This is a genomic window from Corynebacterium evansiae, from assembly GCF_027570065.1.
GTDB classification, from domain to species: domain Bacteria; phylum Actinomycetota; class Actinomycetes; order Mycobacteriales; family Mycobacteriaceae; genus Corynebacterium; species Corynebacterium evansiae.
In genome coordinates, this window is sequence record NZ_JAKMUT010000007.1 from 96,002 (window position 1) to 114,070 (window position 18,069).

General features: G+C 53.3%; 16 protein-coding genes and 2 pseudogenes. 8 read left to right on the forward strand and 10 right to left on the reverse strand.

Going from position 1 to position 18,069, the window contains the following annotated elements; all coding sequences use genetic code 11:
* Nucleotides 1-11: 11 nt before the first annotated feature.
* The 6 genes from L8V00_RS08350 to L8V00_RS08375 form a co-directional block, all read right to left on the reverse strand.
* The gene (locus L8V00_RS08350; protein WP_070762363.1) at nucleotides 12-278 is read right to left on the reverse strand and encodes a hypothetical protein; all 267 of its coding nucleotides are present in this window, start codon (nucleotides 276-278) and stop codon (nucleotides 12-14) included.
* Between the two features lie 74 nt (nucleotides 279-352).
* On the reverse strand, nucleotides 353-1,807 hold the full coding sequence (locus tag L8V00_RS08355; RefSeq protein ID WP_046648445.1) for an MATE family efflux transporter: 1,455 nt from the start codon (nucleotides 1,805-1,807) through the stop codon (nucleotides 353-355).
* Nucleotides 1,789-2,850: a PLP-dependent cysteine synthase family protein gene (locus L8V00_RS08360; RefSeq protein ID WP_035011700.1), complete on the reverse strand. Its 1,062-nt coding sequence runs from the start codon at nucleotides 2,848-2,850 to the stop codon at nucleotides 1,789-1,791. The genes L8V00_RS08355 and L8V00_RS08360 overlap by 19 nt, the downstream gene beginning before the upstream one ends.
* An 18-nt stretch (nucleotides 2,851-2,868) precedes the next feature.
* Complete coding sequence (locus L8V00_RS08365) at nucleotides 2,869-4,257, reverse strand: alanine racemase (RefSeq protein WP_269944738.1); 1,389 nt, start codon at nucleotides 4,255-4,257, stop codon at nucleotides 2,869-2,871.
* On the reverse strand, nucleotides 4,251-5,243 hold the full coding sequence (locus tag L8V00_RS08370; RefSeq protein ID WP_046648446.1) for an ornithine cyclodeaminase: 993 nt from the start codon (nucleotides 5,241-5,243) through the stop codon (nucleotides 4,251-4,253). The genes L8V00_RS08365 and L8V00_RS08370 overlap by 7 nt, the downstream gene beginning before the upstream one ends.
* The gene (locus L8V00_RS08375; RefSeq protein WP_070851609.1) at nucleotides 5,240-6,208 is read right to left on the reverse strand and encodes a TauD/TfdA family dioxygenase; all 969 of its coding nucleotides are present in this window, start codon (nucleotides 6,206-6,208) and stop codon (nucleotides 5,240-5,242) included. Before L8V00_RS08375 ends, L8V00_RS08370 begins: the two co-directional genes overlap by 4 nt.
* Before the next feature lie 164 nt (nucleotides 6,209-6,372).
* Between L8V00_RS08375 and L8V00_RS08380 the strand changes: the two genes are divergently transcribed.
* The 5 genes and pseudogenes from L8V00_RS08380 to L8V00_RS10110 all read left to right on the forward strand — a co-directional run.
* Nucleotides 6,373-7,905, forward strand: a complete 1,533-nt coding sequence (locus L8V00_RS08380; protein ID WP_175974191.1) for an ABC transporter substrate-binding protein — start codon at nucleotides 6,373-6,375, stop codon at nucleotides 7,903-7,905.
* Nucleotides 7,868-8,854, forward strand: coding sequence for an ABC transporter permease (locus tag L8V00_RS08385; RefSeq protein ID WP_269944739.1), 987 nt, complete (start codon nucleotides 7,868-7,870; stop codon nucleotides 8,852-8,854). The genes L8V00_RS08380 and L8V00_RS08385 overlap by 38 nt, the downstream gene beginning before the upstream one ends.
* Nucleotides 8,851-9,642 carry an ABC transporter permease subunit gene (locus L8V00_RS08390; protein ID WP_269944740.1) on the forward strand — a complete coding sequence of 264 codons (792 nt, stop codon included), beginning with the start codon at nucleotides 8,851-8,853 and terminating at the stop codon, nucleotides 9,640-9,642. Before L8V00_RS08385 ends, L8V00_RS08390 begins: the two co-directional genes overlap by 4 nt.
* A gap of 20 nt (nucleotides 9,643-9,662) precedes the next feature.
* Nucleotides 9,663-10,149, forward strand: a pseudogene (locus tag L8V00_RS10105) (ATP-binding cassette domain-containing protein); the annotation flags it as partial.
* Nucleotides 10,150-10,514: 365 nt separating this feature from the next.
* Nucleotides 10,515-11,105 (forward strand): annotated as a pseudogene (locus tag L8V00_RS10110) (ABC transporter ATP-binding protein); the annotation flags it as partial.
* Between the two features lie 121 nt (nucleotides 11,106-11,226).
* Here the strand turns inward: L8V00_RS10110 and L8V00_RS08405 are convergent.
* From L8V00_RS08405 to L8V00_RS08415, 3 genes are all read right to left on the reverse strand, one after another.
* Nucleotides 11,227-12,461, reverse strand: a protein-coding gene (locus L8V00_RS08405) for an IS3 family transposase (protein WP_192816336.1) whose coding sequence is annotated in 2 segments (ribosomal slippage) — nucleotides 11,227-12,173 and nucleotides 12,173-12,461 — 1,236 coding nt in all. Because the reading frame shifts where the segments join, the coding sequence is not laid out codon by codon here.
* A gap of 60 nt (nucleotides 12,462-12,521) precedes the next feature.
* Nucleotides 12,522-14,423, reverse strand: a complete 1,902-nt coding sequence (locus L8V00_RS08410) for a hypothetical protein (protein WP_269944741.1) — start codon at nucleotides 14,421-14,423, stop codon at nucleotides 12,522-12,524.
* A 671-nt stretch (nucleotides 14,424-15,094) separates the two neighbouring features.
* Nucleotides 15,095-15,364, reverse strand: a complete 270-nt coding sequence (locus tag L8V00_RS08415) for an antitoxin VbhA family protein (RefSeq protein ID WP_049050538.1) — start codon at nucleotides 15,362-15,364, stop codon at nucleotides 15,095-15,097.
* 313 nt (nucleotides 15,365-15,677) lie between these two features.
* On the opposite strand from L8V00_RS08415, the gene L8V00_RS08420 reads away from it, so the two are divergent.
* Genes L8V00_RS08420 through L8V00_RS08430 form a run of 3 tightly spaced genes read left to right on the forward strand, consistent with a single transcriptional unit; the run spans nucleotide 15,678 to nucleotide 17,480 of the window.
* Nucleotides 15,678-16,085 (forward strand): hypothetical protein, encoded by a 408-nt coding sequence (locus L8V00_RS08420; RefSeq protein WP_241476873.1) that lies wholly within the window; start codon nucleotides 15,678-15,680, stop codon nucleotides 16,083-16,085.
* 34 nt (nucleotides 16,086-16,119) lie between these two features.
* Nucleotides 16,120-16,716: a sigma-70 family RNA polymerase sigma factor gene (locus tag L8V00_RS08425; RefSeq protein ID WP_269944742.1), complete on the forward strand. Its 597-nt coding sequence runs from the start codon at nucleotides 16,120-16,122 to the stop codon at nucleotides 16,714-16,716.
* Entirely contained in the window at nucleotides 16,713-17,480 is a 768-nt protein-coding gene (locus L8V00_RS08430; RefSeq protein WP_049050537.1) for an anti-sigma factor, read from the forward strand. The genes L8V00_RS08425 and L8V00_RS08430 overlap by 4 nt, the downstream gene beginning before the upstream one ends.
* Here L8V00_RS08430 and L8V00_RS08435 read toward each other — a convergent pair.
* Nucleotides 17,477-18,061 (reverse strand): hypothetical protein, encoded by a 585-nt coding sequence (locus L8V00_RS08435; RefSeq protein WP_269944743.1) that lies wholly within the window; start codon nucleotides 18,059-18,061, stop codon nucleotides 17,477-17,479. The two genes, L8V00_RS08430 and L8V00_RS08435, sit on opposite strands and share 4 nt — an antisense overlap.
* Between the last annotated feature and the right edge of the window lie 8 nt (nucleotides 18,062-18,069).

Consider the following 18,069-nt stretch of genomic DNA (forward strand, 5'->3'; position numbering starts at 1 on the left):
TTCCCATCTACTCAAACGGAACAAAACCTGGGACACTTCAGGCGGTGGAAGGCGAACCAGGACGCCAGAGCGATAACCGAACCGCCCACAAGCGCTGCGACCAGGTAAATCAAGGCAGCCTTGAGGGAGAGCTGGTCATCATTGAAAATCTCGTAACGGTCTTCGTCGGTGAACTCGCCTGCGAGCCGGTTTGTGGAAAACTCTGTAGTTTCGTCAAAAGCTGGCGAAGCCTGTTGGGCTTCGCTGCATGATGAGGTGTCGGCCTGCTTGTCAACCATGCTTTTAAGTGTTGCACACGAACGTGAACGACCGGATACCTGCGACGTGGATATCGCTTTGAGGGACGAGTTCTTTAGAGTTTCACGGTAAGGTCTTTACGCGTCGCGAGAAGGAAAGCTCTCCAAAGGATTATTGAAGAACTGGCAAGCCCGATGACCAATCCCCACCACACCCCGTGAGGCCCTAGACCGATGGGAAAAGCAAGTATTAAAGCAGCTGGCAAACCTATAATCCAATAACCAGTGAGGGATGCCTTCAAACCAGTAGTGGTGTCGCTAATCCCGCGCAGGAGACCGATAGCTATGTTTTGTGCAGTATCGACAAATTCCATCACTGCGCCAATAGCCAACAACCCCAATGCGATGCTTAATGTCTCGGTGGCATTGGATTTCTCGGAGCTGCTTATAAATGGGGAAAGTACGAGGCGGGGAGCGCAAAGAAAGCTGACGGAAGCAACAGCAACGATGGCAGCCATCATCGTTTGAGTTCGAATGCCGACTTGGCGTGCAAGGGAGTTGTCATTCAGACCCCAAGCGCGACTCACAAGAATAGAGCTGCCGTGGGAGAACCCAACACCAATCTGGAAAACAATAAAGGTTATTTGATAGACGACGTTGTGCGCTGCGAGTGCTTCTGTGCCAAAGGATCCCATGACCATCGCCAGCACAGAAAACATGCCCGCTTCGGCTCCGTAGGTTGCTGAGACTGGAAGGCCCAGACGAAGCTGAGTGCGGACGAGGTGACGGAGCCTTCCGTGCATCGTGTCTCCGTCGGCACTCCAGAAATCGAGGGCAAGAAAAGTTGAGAGGTCGGGATCTCGGATGGTGATTCGCAGATAAATTAGGGCCGACAATAAATGAACCAGTGTGGTGGACAGTCCAATGCCTAGCAGACCCAATGCAGGAAACGGCCCGAATCCAAAACCGAGCGCGTAGTTCAACGCTGCATTCACTACGATCATCGCCACGGTTATGTGTAGTAGCGATTTTGGTTTGCCGAGGCCTACACAAAACTGACGGGAGACTTGGAACCACAAACAAGGAACAAGACCTGGCGCGAGCAACCACATCATGGAAGTGGCTGCGGAACTAATCTCAGCGGACTGGCCGAAAAACGGTAGGGCGTAGGCAATCGCCATCAGAACCAGTGCTCCCACTAGACCGCTGACAGTTGCTAATAGCCAGCCGGCGCGTGAGAGGTTGCGAATTTCGCGTTGCAGCGTAGCGGCAGATAGTTCGGAGTCCGCTCGCTCGCGAGATTTGCTTTCGTAGAGTGAATGAGCCGACGCAATTCTATTGCCCAGCGGTGTTAATAGGCCCACGGCCATTGTGCGTATCTGGTTAAACCACACAACTGCCAAACCTCCGCCAGCAAGAGCCCCGAGGCTAAGTTGGCCCATCATGAAAGTGTCGGTGGTTGAAATTGCGATATTCGCAAGCTGTGTGCCGGCAAGGGGAAGAGACAACGCCAAAATCTGGCGGTTTAGTTTCTGAGAGGTAGCTCCGGGCACTACTTTTCCTTCGACCATGAAACTCGTGTTGAATTTAGCGAAATTGGGCTTTCCCCAGCGCGCAATGACATAACTTGTTCCCAAATTTTGTCCTCGAGGGCGACATCGAGTAAACCACGTTCGGACATCCACTCATCGTTGAATACGGTATCTAGATACTTTTCCCCTCCATCGCACACCATGGTCAACGATGTAGAGCCAGCGGGAAAGCCCGGCAGGAGCTCGAGGGCTGCTATTACGGCTCCGCCAGCAGATCCTCCCAGTAGAAGCCCCATGTGCTTTCCGATTGTTCGGCATGCAGCGAAAGCTGCTTTGTCGGATACCTTTGCTCCGTAGTCGAGTAAGTCGTAGCGAACTGAAGTGCCGATAACTGCACCTTCGGGGGTGCCCGTTCCAGATTGCCAATAGTCGTGTCCAGGAGCACCGAATGCAATGGAACCTTCCGGTTCGACGCCTATAATAGTGGGACGGTGTCCCAATTGATGGAGACGTTCAGTAACTCCAAAGAGGCTTCCACCTGTGCCTACGGCACTAATGATATGAGTCGGACTTTCCCCAAGATCATTCAAAATTTCATCAGCTGCAGGGTAATAACCCATCGAGTTTGCGACATTGTCATGCTGCTTCATGAATACCCAGCCGTGTTGTTTGCCGAGCTCCTCAGCATGGTTTTCTCTAGCCGATGTGGCGAGCGAATCGTCATCTTGATTGGAAACGAAGCACATCTGTGCATTCATTGCACGCATGGAGTTCAATTTATCTTTACAAGAATGATTATCGACGACTGCTACGAAGTCGTATCCGCGCTCAAGTGCAAGAAGTGCTAAGCCCTGTCCAGTATTACCGGAAGTCGATTCAACGATAGTGCCATGCTCTTGAAGTCGGTTATCCTGCTCTGCCGCCTTAATCATCGACTGGGCCATCCGGATTTTCGCACTTCCAGTTGGGTTGAATTGCTCGAGCTTAAGCAAAACGCGACTTTTCTGGGGCGTACAGACAAGCTCGAACAGAGGAGTATTGCCAATGAGTTGAGACATCTGCGTATAAATTCTTTTTGGCATCTTTATTTGGCCTCTGTTCTAGCGATCTTCCGTGATGGTCATGGTGACAGGATTAAAGGCGTATTTCTGAGGAATCCGATATCCGTGGAAAGCAGACTCGTTCGAGTCCATTTGATACCCGGCTGTGTCGGGATAGACTAGGAAATCTCCAGGTCGAGGCCTGTCGGGGAGTTGAATCATTCTTTTGCTGAGATAATCGCTGTCTAAGCACGTTGATCCGGAAACTGCTGTTGCGGTAGCTACTCCCGAGTCGATAATGACTCCGTTGCGCACAAGGTATGGGTCCGGATAATACTCCGAGTTGAACCATTGCTCTGAGAGGCTGAGACTAGTTCCACGTACGACAGTTACTGTCCGTGCAGCATTGGGCAATGCGTGACACGAAAGAACAGGAAAGAAACTAGCACCCGCGAACTGGCATAAAGACCGTCCAGGCTCTGCCAAAATCTTTATGTTGTGACGATGAGCGCGCTGAGCCATGGAGTCCGAGCTGCGTCGAGTGGACTCCATATCTCGACGTGTCAGTGGGCGATGTTGATTAGCTATAAACCGTAGTGAGTATTGTCCGGATAAAGGTGATCCGAACGGATATTGGTCTTTAGGTTTATCCGAATCTATGAACATTTCGTTTTTTAGTCGAGATTGCAGGTTTCGCCAGACTCCATACTCGACTGAGCTTGTGGGAAATCCACCTCCAATGGAAATAGTGTCGGCCCGTGGAGACAGGGAGCGCACCTTGAGTAGGGTGTCGATTGCCAGATGCGACATGTTTATCCTCTCGTGGAGGTCATAACCGTTGCAGTGGAAACCTAGGCCGGTAATTTCGATGTTGGCACGGCCTTGGCTAAGACGAGCGGTTAGAGACAAGGCGGTATCGATGCTCATACCAAACCGTGTGGAGGGGGTTTGGTTCGCAATCCGGAGAAGAACTCGGAGCTGATTAGGCGTATCGATTTCGTCGACAAATTGGGAAATTATTCTTGAATCTACTTCATTGGAAATCGTTAGAGTTGCATCGTGGCAAACTGCCAAATGGATAAGTTCTCGACTCGGTGTAGCACCAGTAATGATTAATTTATTTCCTGGTACACCAGCGGCCAGAGATGATTGGAACTCTTCGACGCTGGCGACATCGATTCCACTGTCGAAACCACGAAGAGCACTCAGTGCTATCTCGCGACTGAAGTGCGCGGACTTATTTGCCTTTTTGCCAAACCGGATACCGAATTTAATGCCGACTTCCTTAGCGGTTGTATGCCAGGCTGAAAGTGTTTGAGCAAATTGGTTTGGGCAAAGGACATGAAAAGGGGTGTCGGAAAGCTCAGCAATGAAGTCAAGTTTCCCTGAGCCAATCAGAGCCGTTTGCCAGCTTGGAACATCAATCTTGCATGATATGGCACTTACCACAGGGATATCTCCGTCCCGAATCCCTGCTTAAGACCTTCCTTGGCGAGGATTTGGCCGACAGCGATATCGGTTAGAACTAGTCCGCTGTTATAGCAAAACGTAGTTTCGTCAATACGAGGCAGTTTGCGCCCTTTGCGGAGCAAATCGGATAGTTCGGCATGGACATTCGGCAACCGACCATCGGTGTCAGCGTAATCGCGACCGGTAACATTCATCTGTTCGATACTCGTCGTGATGACTCTGCTCGCTTGATGACAGATATCAGGGGCGATTCCGTAGCCCACAACAACGACGGTTGCGTGCCGGGGAATATCGGATGCTGTGACAGTACAACGAGTCTCAGGTCCAGCGGCCCCGATAATGAGATCACAGTTTGAACTCACAGTTGTAGGATCGTCTACAATCTTGATTCTTATTTTTCGGCCAAGCTTCACTGCTGCTGTTGATGCAATCTTGGCGCCTTTCTCTAGTCCCACGCTGTGGCTGCCGGCGAGATAAATCGTGTTTAATGTTTCAAAGGTTTCAAGGAGAAAAGGGGCTGCGTTTTGTCCTTGGGTTCCCGAACCGATGATGAGAGCGCTCTGAGGAATTGCACCAGCATACTGTGCCAATAGCGCTGAGACTGCCGGGGTTCTGAGAGTTCCTGCCGCAGCGCCGTCGAGAAGTGCAATAGGATATCCGCTGGAATCGTCGTACAGTGTGAGGGTCGTGTAATAGCTTCTATCCCTGGCGCTTTGTTGGTGAGTTTTGCTCCAATGGGTATAGGAAGTCTTGAATCCGACGGAATTTGAAGAACGACTTCTGCCGACCATCGAGTAACTCACGCTTTCAGGTACTTCAACTTTGATTTTCCCTGGGCACAGAGTTCCTGGCTGGTCGAGCTCGATGAGAGCGGATTTCACCGACTCGAGTACGGACTCGGGTGAAATTTTTATTTGAGCTAATTCTGATCTGCTGAGGACGGTCAGGTTAGTTCGCTGTTTCATAGGATTTCACCATCCATAAATCGGATGTGTTGGCCGTAGCCGGGTTCGTTGATTTCATTGATGGGGCGTGTGTTTTTGGTTCCCATAATGTTGATGCGTAGCATCCAGCGGTCGGTCCCGTCGTAGTTGGCTACGAAAGGTACTCGTCCGTGGGCGCATCGGTCATTGTTGATGATGACCATCTGACCTGGCTTTATAGGCACCGTATAGGTGACAGTGTGAAGAGCCTGTTGAAGCTTCTCAAATGCCTCCCACCACTGTAAGGTTCCAGAATTTTTGTCTGTGTAGGCGGGGTCAAACCTCATGCCTAAATTGCCATCAGTTTTCCAGATTGATGTCATGGCAGTAGGAGCTGCATATTCGTAATCACCGTAAGATGCATCTGGAATAATGATGGCTCCGTCCCCGGTTAGAATTTTTTTCGAATCTACATCGAGTAGATGCCATGCTTCATCGATGGGGGCCAGCGTAGTGCCGACATTTTTGGGGTTACGAAGACCAAATAAAGCGAAGTGCGTCGCGCGCCGCGGATGAAAAGCATCTTCCGTGTGCAGAGTCAATGTGGTGTTGCTGCTGGCGCCAACTTGCTGGTTCTCCTGGCCGCGGGTCGGCACCAAGTCTGTGGTGATACGGCCTTTCTGCTGTCCGAACCATCCGAATGGGCGACCGACAGCGCTAGCGATAATCGCAAGAACGAATCTCCAGGTTCGGACCTTGCCAACGCATTCCTGCCACGTGGCTGGGGTAGGTCCGTGAACTGCAGGGAAGGGAAGTCCATGGATGGAAGTGGCATGGGCAGTAGGGGAGAGCAGAATTAGTTCTTTCAGTTCCTCCAGCTCATCAGTCAAAAGATGATTGATGGCATTGTACGAGTCGGGAGAGCTAATCTTCTGTGTCGCAGCCAGTTCGTCGGCAGCTTTAACGATCCTGTGTGAGAGTTCTTGGCTCAGGTGCAAATTCTGCATGACAAAGAGATTAGGTGAGGGTAAGCTATGCTGTAAAGGGTGACCTAGATAATTATTCTTAAAAGAATTTCGTTAGTAGGCTTGCCTAAGCTTTACTGCTGCTGTAGTTGTTAGTAATGTCTTTTCTCCTGTGGGCAGTCTTTCTTAGAGATTAAGGAACCATCATGACCAATTTTTCTCGACGCCAATTCCTCGCTGCAATGGCAGTTATTGGGACAGGCACTTTTCTGACGGCGTGTACGTCACGAGAGTCGACGGCAGGGGATGGGGCTGCCAGTGGGGATGAAGTCGAAAACGTTAATGTGCTGCGTGTTGGGGCTCTCGGGAAAGCGGCAAGCGCTCAACGAGACCCTTACCAGCTTTTGCCTAATGATTCAGATATGCTTATTAGCTCCCTGATCTGGGAGGCTCTGACGGTGCCGGGCGAGAAAGAAACTGTAGTGCCACGCCTGATGCAGGAATGGAAACAGAATAATCCGACTGAGTGGGAATTTATGATTGCCGACGGTGCTACCTTCCATGATGGTTCCTCGGTCACATCTGAAGATGTCGTGTGGTCGTTGAAGAAGATGCTTTCGGATGAGGAAAACTCATTCCGGCTTCCAGTGATGCCTGATAGCATTCGTGCTGCTGGAGCCAACGTCGTTGTGATGGAAACTGCGGAACCGAATTCACAGCTTCCGATGCTTGCGCGATTGATGACCTTCGTGATGAAGAAGGGTTCTTCTGCTGAAAAGCCCATTGGATCGGGGCCGTTCCAGCTGGTCAGTTGGGAAAATGGTTCTGCTAAGCTCAAGCGTTTCGATAACTATCACGGAACAGTAGCAGGAGTTGCTGAGGTCCATGTCATTCCATTTGAAGACTCCACCGCAATGACTAATGCGCTGTTGTCCGGGCAAATTGACTTAGCTCAAGCTGCGGGTCCTATTGCGGCCCGATCCGTCGAAGGAAATGAAGATATAAAGATTGTGCGCCGGATGAATGACTCGGTTATTCCACTAATCATGCGTACCTCAGATGGGCCTTTCTCAGATGTGAGAGTTCGTCAGGCGCTGCGCCTTGCAGTTGATCGGGAGCAAATCATCCAACGAGCTCTCTCCGGTTATGGAACCCCTGCAAACGACATTCTTGGAACGGCAGATTCGAACCTGGATTCTTCGTTAGTGCGTAAGCGTGACGTTGTGAAAGCGAAGAATCTCCTCCAAGAGGCAGATTTTGACCTTGAGAAAACGTATGACTTGTACGTTACCCCTGAGGCTCCGGGTCAAGTAGAGGCGATGAAGGTTATCGCTGATCAGGTGAAAGAAATCGGCATGACTCTCAATGTAGTGGAGCAGGATTCGGGTACTTTCTACGACGAGACATGGACCAAGGCAGACCTATATTGTGGCTATTGGGGAACTAACGATTCCGTGCTCTTCTTCGCCGGGAAGGTTCTCGACGGTGACGCGGCCTCTAATGAGACCGCATTTGATGATGCTGAATTCAACGAGATCTATGACCAGGTACTGGAAAGCACCGATACTGAGAGAATTAACCAGCTAAGCCGCCAGCTGCAGAAGATTGAGTTCGAGCGATCCGGGTATCTGGTCTGGGGTGCATCCGACGGCGTCGATCTTGCGAGAGCGAATTTGAGTGGTCTGCCTAAGGCTCCAGGCTATGGTCGTGTCCTCCTTGAAACTGTCAAGAAGGCTTAGTGTGTCAGCGGAAATCGCGCGTTGGCTTATTCCTCGGCTGATAATTCGTGGAGGCTTACTTTTCGCAGTTCTCGGACTTGTTTTTGTAGCGATTGATCGACTGCCCGGTAATGCTGCCTCCGCAATCTTGGGCGCAAACCGGACCCCGGAAGCTCTGGCAGCGCTAGAAAGAAACCTGAATCTTGATAAGCCGCTTATGGCCCGCTTCCTGAGCTGGCTGGGAAGTGCGTTTGCGGGCGACTTTGGTACTTCCGTAAACGGAGTACCGATTATTAATCTGCTGAGTTCAGCGCTGCCTGTGACGCTGGCAACAACTGGTATGGCATTTTTAGTCACTGCTGTTCTTTCGGTAGCAATCGCCATTTTTTGGGCTTCACGTGCTGAAAAACCCTGGATTTCGCACATTATTGACCGATCGACAGTGGCATTAATTGCGCTACCAGAGTTTGTCGTTGGTGTGTTTCTGGTAGCGGTATTCTCTCTCTGGCTTGGTTGGTTTCCCGCGGTCACTATCACCGCGGAAGGCTTGCCAACCCAGATAAGTATGTACGCATTACCGGTTATGGCGCTGGTAATTCCTCAGGCGGCCTGGAATTCGAGAATGCTTTTCGCAGCGTTCGAGGATGCTTCTCACAACACTGCGGTCCGCAATGCTGAGCTAAACGGAATCGTGGGAAATCAGCTGGCACTTCGACATATCCTGCCGCTATCCGCACCGACATTTGCTACTTCAATGGCTACAACAGCAGGTGTTTTGGTAGCAGGGACAGTCACAGTCGAAGCGTTATTTAACCATCCTGGAGTGGGGCTTTTGGTGTCTAATGCAGTCGCGCAACGGGATATCTCGGTAATTCTCGCCGTACTTGCCGTAACGGGAGCAATCATCCTGGCGTTGCTGACTGCGGCAGATGCAATAAAAATCGCATTCACCCCGAAGGTGCAACTATGATTCGAAGGATTTTAGCGGGGGCTTTTATCGCCTTAGTGTTAGGAGGTCCGGTCGCTGCTGGTTTGTTTGACATTGAGCCGTCGGCGCATGGAACACCCTTCGCTAACGGTAATGAGGCGGGCTTCCTAGGAACAGAACACCTGGGGAGAAGTGTGGGCGCTGCGGTGCTTGTTGGCGGCCAGTCCTTGGTCGTAACTGCAATAATCGTCGGTTCTTTAACCACGGTATTTGGCACTCTACTCGGTATCTTGGGGGCGCTAAGGCCAAAACTGGGTTTCTTTATTGAAGCAGTGGCGGATGTCACGATCTTGGTGCCGGCGGTAATTCTTTTGCTTTTAACCGCTGTGTTATATCCCAATGGAGGATTGCCTTTACTTATCAGCGTTTCTGTCGCAGTCGGTACTCCATACGCCGCCCGCGTAGTCGCTGCCGCAACCTATCCCGTTGCTAGCGCTGGCTATGTTCAGGCTGCACAGGGCAGTGGCGCAACGACCGTCTCGATAATTTTTCGGGACATCATTCCCAATATTTCGGCTGTACTTCGTTCGGTGTGGAGTCTTCGCATTATCGAGGCACTGTATGTTCTGGCAACAGCGAGTTTCCTTGGGGTCGGGAGAAGTTTAGGTGAATTCGCTTGGTCAGCGATGGTGCGGGATAACGCGAGTGGAATATCACTGAACCCGTGGTCAGTGCTTGCACCAGCCGCCGCGTTGGCAGCGACATCGATTGCTGTAGTGGCCCTGATTAATGGGAGGCAGAAGGAACCGAAGGATGTGCCGAGCTCGTGATTGATGTAGATATTTCCGTGATGCAAAGCGGGCACGTTATCCTACCCCGCACAGTGCTCACTGCCCGAGCGGGTGAAATTACGGTTTTAACTGGGGTGAGCGGCTCCGGGAAGACCTCACTTTTAAAGGCATTGATTGGTGCGGTACCGGAGAGATCGGAAGTAATTGGTGAGGTTTCTGTCGAGTCCAGTGAGTGGCGAGATGTAAACCCGCTGGAGCTTTCATCATGTGAATTAGCTCATTTTCGCCGTGAGCACATTGCTTTCGTAGGACAGGATCCGGGCGCCGAGTTGCCACCATTGATGTCAGTAGCCCGGATGCTCCGGGAGCTAGCTCCAGCGGCCGACGTTGCAGCGTTGCTGCAGCGTGTAGATCTTCCAGCCAGCATTGCTTCCCGACGTATTCACCAGCTTTCTGGTGGACAGCAGCGACGGGTGGCACTGGCTCGGGCACTATCGCGTTCGCCTGAAGCCATCGCTCTTGATGAGCCCTTCGCCGGCCTTGACTCCGATACTTCGACGGTAATCGCTCATCTGCTAAGAGGCCTCGCGGATAGTGGCGTTACGGTCATTTTCACCGCCCACCAGGTTCCTAAGCTTGCGATTTGCATTGACTCGGTCGTGGCTGTCGGGAATGGAACGGAAAAAAGCGATTCGATCACCCAGCGCGTGGAACGCCAGAGTGTAGAGACGACTTCTGGCCACAGCCCGCGTTCAGTAACGAAAGGCATCCAGGTCACAGAACTCTCCAAAGCCTCGATTGGTGAATCTATGCCGGGGGCGGGGGCAGGGGCGGGCGCGTCTCCAGTCTTAAGAGTTTCCAACCTGAGCTGCGTGAATAATGAACGCGTGACTCTTTTTCAGGGCCTCTCTTTCGCTGTACAGCGTGGCACTATGGTTGGGGTCAAGGGACCGTCGGGAAGCGGAAAGTCGACACTACTTCGGTGCCTAATCGGGCTAAACCACGCAGAGTCGGGTGAGATTGAATGTGCTGGTGTAACTCGTGAAGCTAAGCGTACATGGCCACGGAAGAATCGTTTGATGATGCAGATAGTTCCGCAGGATCCTGCCTCTACGTTGAACCCGAAAATGACCGCGCTCGATGCCGTAGCGCGTGCAGCCCGGGTGTCGGTAAGGGGACGCCGTGACGCACGCCGAGCGGCAATAGATTTACTCGATAAAGTCGGTATCGATAAGCAGCTCGCACAGCGTAAGCCAAGTGGACTCTCTGGAGGGCAGAGGCAGCGTGTTGCAATCGCACGTGCTCTAGCCGTGCGCCCAAAGCTCCTGCTCTGCGATGAAATTACCTCGGCGCTTGATTATCAAGCAGCGACCAAAGTGATGAGCGTTCTGCAAGAACTCAACAGCGAGGGAATGGGCATAGTTCTAGTCAGTCACGATGATGAGCTGCTGCAATCGTATTGCTCCACGGTTATCCCAATTGGAACTGCAGCTGTGGGTTGAGACCAAAGCCCTGCTATTCGGGCCTTGGTCCCCTCCAGACCTTAAATAGGCAGCATCTTGAAGATCGGGCGCGGGATGTGCTTCAGCACCATCATCACCTGAAGTGCCCCGGGTTTTGTTCCTAGGCGTTTGCCTTGATTTCTATTATTTCCTGTGGCGGGTTCTGCTTCCAAAATTCGGTTTCGACCTCGACCGGGGTTCGGTAGTCCAAGCTTTGGTGGAGCCTAGTCTCGTTCCACCATGACACCCACTCGAACGTCGCGATTTCTACCTCGACAACATCATCCCACCTGCGAGCATGGATCAGCTCGTTCTTGTAGGAACCATTAACATTTTCTGCCAGAGCATTGTCATAAGAATCCCCGACCGTTCCGGTGGAAGCGGCAATCCCGTGCTGGGCAAGTCGCTGGTTGTAGACAACGCTGACATACTGTGAGCCGTGATCTGAATGGTGAATGAGACCTGTTGTTTCCTCAGCACACACGATCGCCTGGTTAAGAGCTTGCAGCGGCAGTGCTTCCGTCCGCATCGAGTCTGATAACGCCCACCCAACGATCCGTCGAGAGTAAACGTCGGTGACAAACGCGGCGTACACAAAGCCTTTCTTCGTGCGCACATACGTAATGTCGGCCACCCACAGTTTATTCGGGCCCTGAGCTTTGAACTCACGCTCGACCAAGTCCGGGCGCAGATCAGGCACATTAGCCTTACGGGTTGTGAGAGGTGATCTGCCTTTGCCTTTGCCAGAAACACCGGCCAAGCGCATCAACCGAGCAGTTTGTTCACGACCGATATCAATTCCGTCACGGCGGAGAGCATGCCACATTTTCCGCACGCCGTAGACGCCGTAATTATCCCGATGAACAGCACTAATGCGGTCGACCAGCACAGCATCACGAAGGCGACGAGCACTTAACCCACGGGCCTTGGACTGGCGATACCCACGCGAGGTGATGAACCCACCAGCCCGGTTATCCTTCAACGTCTTACAGATGAACTCGACAGAGAAACGATTCCGGTATTCATCGATGAATCGGATCATTTCCGACGTTTTGGGTCGAGTTCCGACGCGAAAAAAGCTGAGGCAGCCTTCAGCAGCTCGTTAGTGTCGCGTAGCTCTTGATTTTCACGACGTAGCCTCGCGTTTTCGGCAGCCAAATCTTCAGGCACAGGTTCTGGAATGTTTCCCGCACGGCGGGCCTGCTGAGTCCATTGACGGGCCGTGTGCCATGAAACCCCCAGCTTTGGAGCTACTGCCTGGCACGCGGCTTGCATCGACATATTTTCCGCCAAGATGCGGTCTTCCACAAGACGGACCACACGGTCCTTCGCATCCTGGTCAAATTTCCTTGGCACGTTCCAAATTTTCCCATCTACTCAAACGGAACAAAACCTGGGACACTTCAATGATAGCGATTAAGAACTTGGTACATAGCCGGCGTTGAGGTGTTCAAGTTGAATATATGCAGGCAGGAAACCAGTAACGGGATGGTACCCAGCCGCCGTGACCCATGTTGAAACGTCGGTTATTTGGTTAGCATCGATAACCTCGCACGTGACATGTGGACCGATAGAGTTTCCGGCAAAAACCTCATTCACTGCGAAGGACAATTCCTGATTGACGGCCACTCTGTCTGTGTATTCAGACTCGAACGCGACCGCCACCCTAATCAGATGCCTCCCACTGGCAGACGTTTTTCTAGCATGAGCTACCCCGATCCACGACAGGCCTTTAGTGCAACAGTGGCGCAGAGCTCGGCGAACGGCGGCGAGCGCGAGTGCCTGATTTGTGGCAGCTATTGATCGTGCCCCTAAAGCACGGGGCCATAGCACGGGGAGTTCCAGCGACGTGGTCTGTGGGGGTGCAGCGTTGGGAGAGGAGGTGCTGACGCCGGCCTCTTTCGGCGGATCGAACCACAGTAACTCAATCGGGAAGTCCGTAAAGGAATCGATACCCAGGTCACCGAGAACATCACACACGTCATGTGCCACAGTGCCGAGTGGCGCCTGCGCATCGACCTCAACTGTCAACAGTGGTTGATGAATGGAACTTTCCACAGCGGAGATGCAATTGGCACGCACGCCAAGCACGGAACACACTGAACTTGCGGTGCTGCCGGACGCGAGACCCCAAGTGCTGAGAGATTCCCAGATCAGCGTCGGTGTTACAGCTGCGGCGAGACAATCAGGATCAGCCAACGCCTTTTCCTGTTGTAACTTAGAAACAAGTTCCGAGGATGCGAGATAGCTGCCGCGGTGAATTGCACGATCGACGATGCTTGTTCCTGGGATGAAACTGCGTACCCGGATGATGCCGCTATCTGGGAGCCGACGAATACTGAGCGAAGTCCGTTGGGCAGGTTCTCTCAGTGCGTCATCGGCTGTGCGGGCGGTGCTGTCACCCAACACCTGCGTTAAGGATTGGACAGGGAGAAGATCAGTGCTGAGCGGGATTCGGTACAGAATGATTGGTGTTTCTTCAGCATCCGGTTCATGGACGGTGCTAGGGAACGCCTGGTGGAAAATGATGTTGTGGAATACCGACTCGCAATGAACGCCACTTCCACATGCGCTAGCGAAGGCCTGTGCCCGGTCAACGATGTGCCTCAACACAGATTCTGTGAAAAGAGGATCATCTTCCTGAACGTGCAGGGTGATCACCCGAGTGGTGGTTGCAGAGTCATCATTAACTTTAAACGCCACGCTATAGGCGAGGCGGCCACAACCAAGCACTTCCTGGGTGTTTAGAGAATCCGAACGAAGATCCTTTACATACTTCCGAGTAAGTTCCCGTACCACCGCGCCCGTGAAGTATTCACGAACAGCAAGAGCTAGAAGCCCTAATGACTCGGCCAAATTCCAGGCAGGGATATGTTCTGAAAGAGCCGATCCTATTGCGGAGTTGCTGAGGCGCTGAGCTGCAGCTAATGCTTCCTTGGGACTGTAGTCGGGGCGGCGATCAGCGGCAGACGACTGCCTGAAGGAGTAGTTTTTGCTCCCGCACGCGCTATCGCTGACATCCAAGATGGCGAAGTCATGGTCGAGGAGCTCATAATGCGTTAAACAGAGCTGCTGGTGGTACACATAATCCAGCACAGATTCATCACTAGGAGCTCCAGCTAGCAACCACTGGATATGTGTGTACTCACGCTCAATGTCCTCGAATGTTGTGGCGCGTCCCCCGGCGCTCTGGATCAAGATTCTTCCGGGAGAATCCCCCGGAACAACAGCCAACGCCTGGCAGTTTCGTGGGATGGCTAAACCACTGGTCCACGCTGCAATTCCAATCCAGCGCACATAGTCAATGGACATGGTCATTTCGCCAGTTTAACCTTTTGCCTTCCAGGCCAGTCTCGTTCGCCAATAACATCTACATCGACTAGATTCCGCCAGCTCACGGGATGAGCAGATTTATGGCAATATGCACGTGCTGTAACCCTCTGTCCGCTCCCGCCACCGGATCGGATTGTTCCGGTGGGGCAAACGGTCTCTACTACTGGTCAGAAGCGAAGTCTCGATTACTTCTCGTGTCATTTGATCAAGGGAGGATTCAGCATGGGTCAAGACCGTTCAGGGAATCCACTACCAGCCCATCACGCTAAGGGCCAGCAAGGAACAAAAGCACCTGGGATTTTCTTGTATCTGCGGTGATCAGGCACTTTCTGGTTAAGTCCCACGTGGTCTCCTGTAGACCCGAAAGTGCAACAATAGCGGAACACTGTTCCGTCCTCCGGGAAGTGGGCAGCTGAGCTTCAGGCTTGTGGAGAATACGTAGCTGTGCTCAAAGTTCCAAACTCATAAATCAAAGTGTGAAACCGCTAATTGTTTAACACTTTAATTCGCACTTTGAGGTTCAAACTGTGAATGAGCAGGTAGTGAAACTATGAAACGATTTGTTGAAAGTCGCACTTTCATTCAAAGTTTGACACTTTGATTCTCAGTTTGATGCAAAGTGGGAATCCTTGAGGAGACGGCTAGGCAGGGAAGTTCTACGCATTGTCCGTTAGGTCATCACTCTTGCCTGTTTGACTTTCCTTCTTACTCTCAGCGATGCGTGTGCGGAGGACTTCGGCGCGTTCGCTGTCGCCCAAACCGTGTCGTTCCAGTACTTCCAGTACAGCTTCGTCGCCGGTGATTTCTCCTCGGAGGATGCGTCGGACATCCTCTTCGTCTCGGGTTGTCATGGTGTATCCGGCCATCGTCATGGAGGCGCGGACGGCAGCAGCCTTCTGATCTTCGGTGCGATTGTCGGGGGTCATGGTCTGTGTCCCTTCCGATATGTTGTTGAGTTGTTTACGGTGGGCAAATGCCTTGGCATCTTCGGTGGATGTAGTACTTACTGTAGCGACGGGGTAAGACATCTAAAGTGGTTCATCTGCTCGGTAATCAAACGTTTGTTTGCCTTACTGCACTTCTGCGAACTGGTGGGGCATCTCGTGGCAAGTGTTCGGGAATTTAAGAATTCTCGAAAACTCCCAATCCGGTGTGGGGGAGGGCGCCGTATGTACCAATGAAGCGGCCCTGCGACGGGGTCGTGTGGAAAACGATCGCTAACCCGAAGGAGCAGTACAAATGATGATTCGCAAGACCAACTCTGCAGCTAACCGTGCAGCCGGATTCTCTGTGGGCCGTGCCGCCGTTGCTGTGGCCCTGACCGGCGTGATGGGTCTGGGCCTGGTTGCGTGCAACGAGGACGATGACGCTGCGGATTCCAAGATGAGCGAAACCACTTCTTCCGAAATGACCAGCGAGAGCAAAATGACTGAAGAAGAGATGACCGAAGACATGAAGGGCGGTGACCAAATGTCCGGCAAGACGGAGAACATGATGGAGACCGACGAGAGCATGATGCCGGACAAGCCCGCCATGTCCGAGAAGATGGACAACAAGATGGACGGCAAAATGGAAGACAAGGTCGAGAACATGATGGAGACCGACGAAAGCATGATGCCGGATCTGCAGGGAAAGCAGAACCAGTAGATGACGAGCAGGTCGTAGGCCCCGGGGCGCTACGATGAAAACGGTGGCCATCGTCGATAGAGAAACCCTCGAGAGCTTGATGCTGCTCACCCAACAGGGTGATGCGGCGGCTTTCGCACGCCTCTACGACCACATCGCCCCGAATGTCCTGGGCCTCAGCCTGCAGATACTCCACGATCAGGCGCAGGCAGAGGAAGTCACCCAGGAAGTTTTCATCGAGGTATGGCAGCACGCTGCAGACTTCGACCCAGCCAAAGGCTCGGCCAAAGCATGGATCCTCCGCCGGGCGGGGCTCCGCGCCATTGATCGCGTCCGAAGCGCCATCGCCACCTTGAAACGGGATGACCGAGAGGCCTTCCTGGTGGCGTCAATAAAAAAAGAAAGCGTGGAAGACGAGGCCTTAAGGAACGTGCAACGCCACGCCGTGCGGACTGCGCTGGAGATCATGGGCGAGCCGCACAAGACCGCGATTCTGATGGCCTACTTCGGCGACATGACTCACGCGGAGCTGGCTGAAGCCACCGGCGTACCGCTGGGAACTGCGAAGACGCGCGTGCGTGATGGGCTTCGTAAGCTAGAGAAGATCCTCAAGGAACAACGTGCCGCACTGACGGAAGGGGGTGCCCGATGAAAGACGAGAAGCCGGACTTCGGCGAGCTAGAAGCCGACCTGGCGGACTTGGCCGGACCGGTGGCACCTCCGCCGCAGTTGAAGTCGAACATTATGGATGCGATCGCTTCGGGCGAGTATCCGCAGGTCGCGCCGGGTGCAGAGGCCGGTGAGGATAACGTAGTGCCTATGTCGAAGGCGCGCGGAGCTCGTCGTGGATTCGCGCGCACTGCCTTTGCCGCGGCTGCCGCAGTTGTACTGCTGGCCGGCGTGGGGATTGTGGGCACCACCAGCGGGCTATGGGGCAGTGGCGAGGACGCCGACCTTGCGGAGAACAACACCAGCGAGTCCGGCGAAGACGGTGGGGGAGACGCCCCGGAGGTGTTCTCAGACTCCGAAGGAGCTGGTCAGGGCACGAATGACGAGGAGCCCATGCAGGGTGCCGAGGCGGAAGACCACATGCACTCCATCATGGCGATGGGGGATGTGCGCAGCGTGTCGCTGAAGGCCGAAGGGTCGACGCTGGACGTGGTGGTCTCGACGGAGATGGATTCCGGTGGGGCGATGGTCAACGGCGCGCCCGTACTGAAGGACGGAATGGGCGCGCAGGTGTGGTCTATCAACAAAAGCGGCGCCGCCCGATCAGCCGGCGTGATTGGCCAGGACCCGCACGACAACGTGTGGATGCCGCTGCCCGCGGACACGATGATGGTGCGCGTCACCGAGGAGCCGATGGACGGCAGCGCCGCGCCGGGCGGGACTGTGCTGGCCGAGGGGAAGCTCTAGTTCCCTTCGGGCTCCACAGCGAACTTCTTGCCCTGGATGCGGACTTCGGTCACGCCCTTCGGCACGATGAAGGCTCCGTAACGACGAGACTTGTCGCCCACTTCGGTGCCCTCTCCCCAGTCTTCGTATCCTTCGCTTTGTTCACAGTCGAACCCGAGCTCGGCTTCCTTAGCGAAGCCATCACCGTCCACTGCTTTAGGGTTGTCAAGGTAGACCAAGCCACCACTGACGGGATTGTCCAGCTTCTGGACGTCGATCTCAGCAAGGATCTGTAGGTATTGCTGATCGTCGTTCATTTGGTCGAAAGAGTACTCCGGATCGTCTACCCCAAAGCGGCATTCCTTACCCAGGGAGATTTCCTTGATGGTCATGAACACGTCATTGTCGCTGAGAGTAGAGATCCTAAGCGGCTTGTTCAGTTCGCCAGCGTCACCTTCGTCTTCGGTCGACTCCTCATTCTCAGGCGCGGATTCAGCTGCGGTGATGGTTCCAGCGGTAGTGGATTTCGGCTCATCACTCGAGCTGCAGGCCACGAGGCCAAGAGAAGCTGCAGTGACGATCGCAAGTGCGTAGCGGCGCATTTTTACTC

Coding starts and splice junctions, on each gene's coding strand:
- L8V00_RS08370 (WP_046648446.1), bottom strand. CDS start 5,243: ATGAAACAGCGAACTAACCTGACCGTCCTCAGCAGATCAGAATTAGCT.
- L8V00_RS08425 (WP_269944742.1), top strand. CDS start 16,120: ATGAAAACGGTGGCCATCGTCGATAGAGAAACCCTCGAGAGCTTGATG.
- L8V00_RS08420 (WP_241476873.1), top strand. CDS start 15,678: ATGATGATTCGCAAGACCAACTCTGCAGCTAACCGTGCAGCCGGATTC.
- L8V00_RS08435 (WP_269944743.1), bottom strand. CDS start 18,061: ATGCGCCGCTACGCACTTGCGATCGTCACTGCAGCTTCTCTTGGCCTC.
- L8V00_RS08355 (WP_046648445.1), bottom strand. CDS start 1,807: ATGGTCGAAGGAAAAGTAGTGCCCGGAGCTACCTCTCAGAAACTAAAC.
- L8V00_RS08390 (WP_269944740.1), top strand. CDS start 8,851: ATGATTCGAAGGATTTTAGCGGGGGCTTTTATCGCCTTAGTGTTAGGA.
- L8V00_RS08360 (WP_035011700.1), bottom strand. CDS start 2,850: ATGCCAAAAAGAATTTATACGCAGATGTCTCAACTCATTGGCAATACT.
- L8V00_RS08380 (WP_175974191.1), top strand. CDS start 6,373: ATGACCAATTTTTCTCGACGCCAATTCCTCGCTGCAATGGCAGTTATT.
- L8V00_RS08410 (WP_269944741.1), bottom strand. CDS start 14,423: ATGACCATGTCCATTGACTATGTGCGCTGGATTGGAATTGCAGCGTGG.
- L8V00_RS08385 (WP_269944739.1), top strand. CDS start 7,868: ATGGTCGTGTCCTCCTTGAAACTGTCAAGAAGGCTTAGTGTGTCAGCG.
- L8V00_RS08430 (WP_049050537.1), top strand. CDS start 16,713: ATGAAAGACGAGAAGCCGGACTTCGGCGAGCTAGAAGCCGACCTGGCG.
- L8V00_RS08375 (WP_070851609.1), bottom strand. CDS start 6,208: ATGCAGAATTTGCACCTGAGCCAAGAACTCTCACACAGGATCGTTAAA.
- L8V00_RS08350 (WP_070762363.1), bottom strand. CDS start 278: ATGGTTGACAAGCAGGCCGACACCTCATCATGCAGCGAAGCCCAACAG.
- L8V00_RS08415 (WP_049050538.1), bottom strand. CDS start 15,364: ATGACCCCCGACAATCGCACCGAAGATCAGAAGGCTGCTGCCGTCCGC.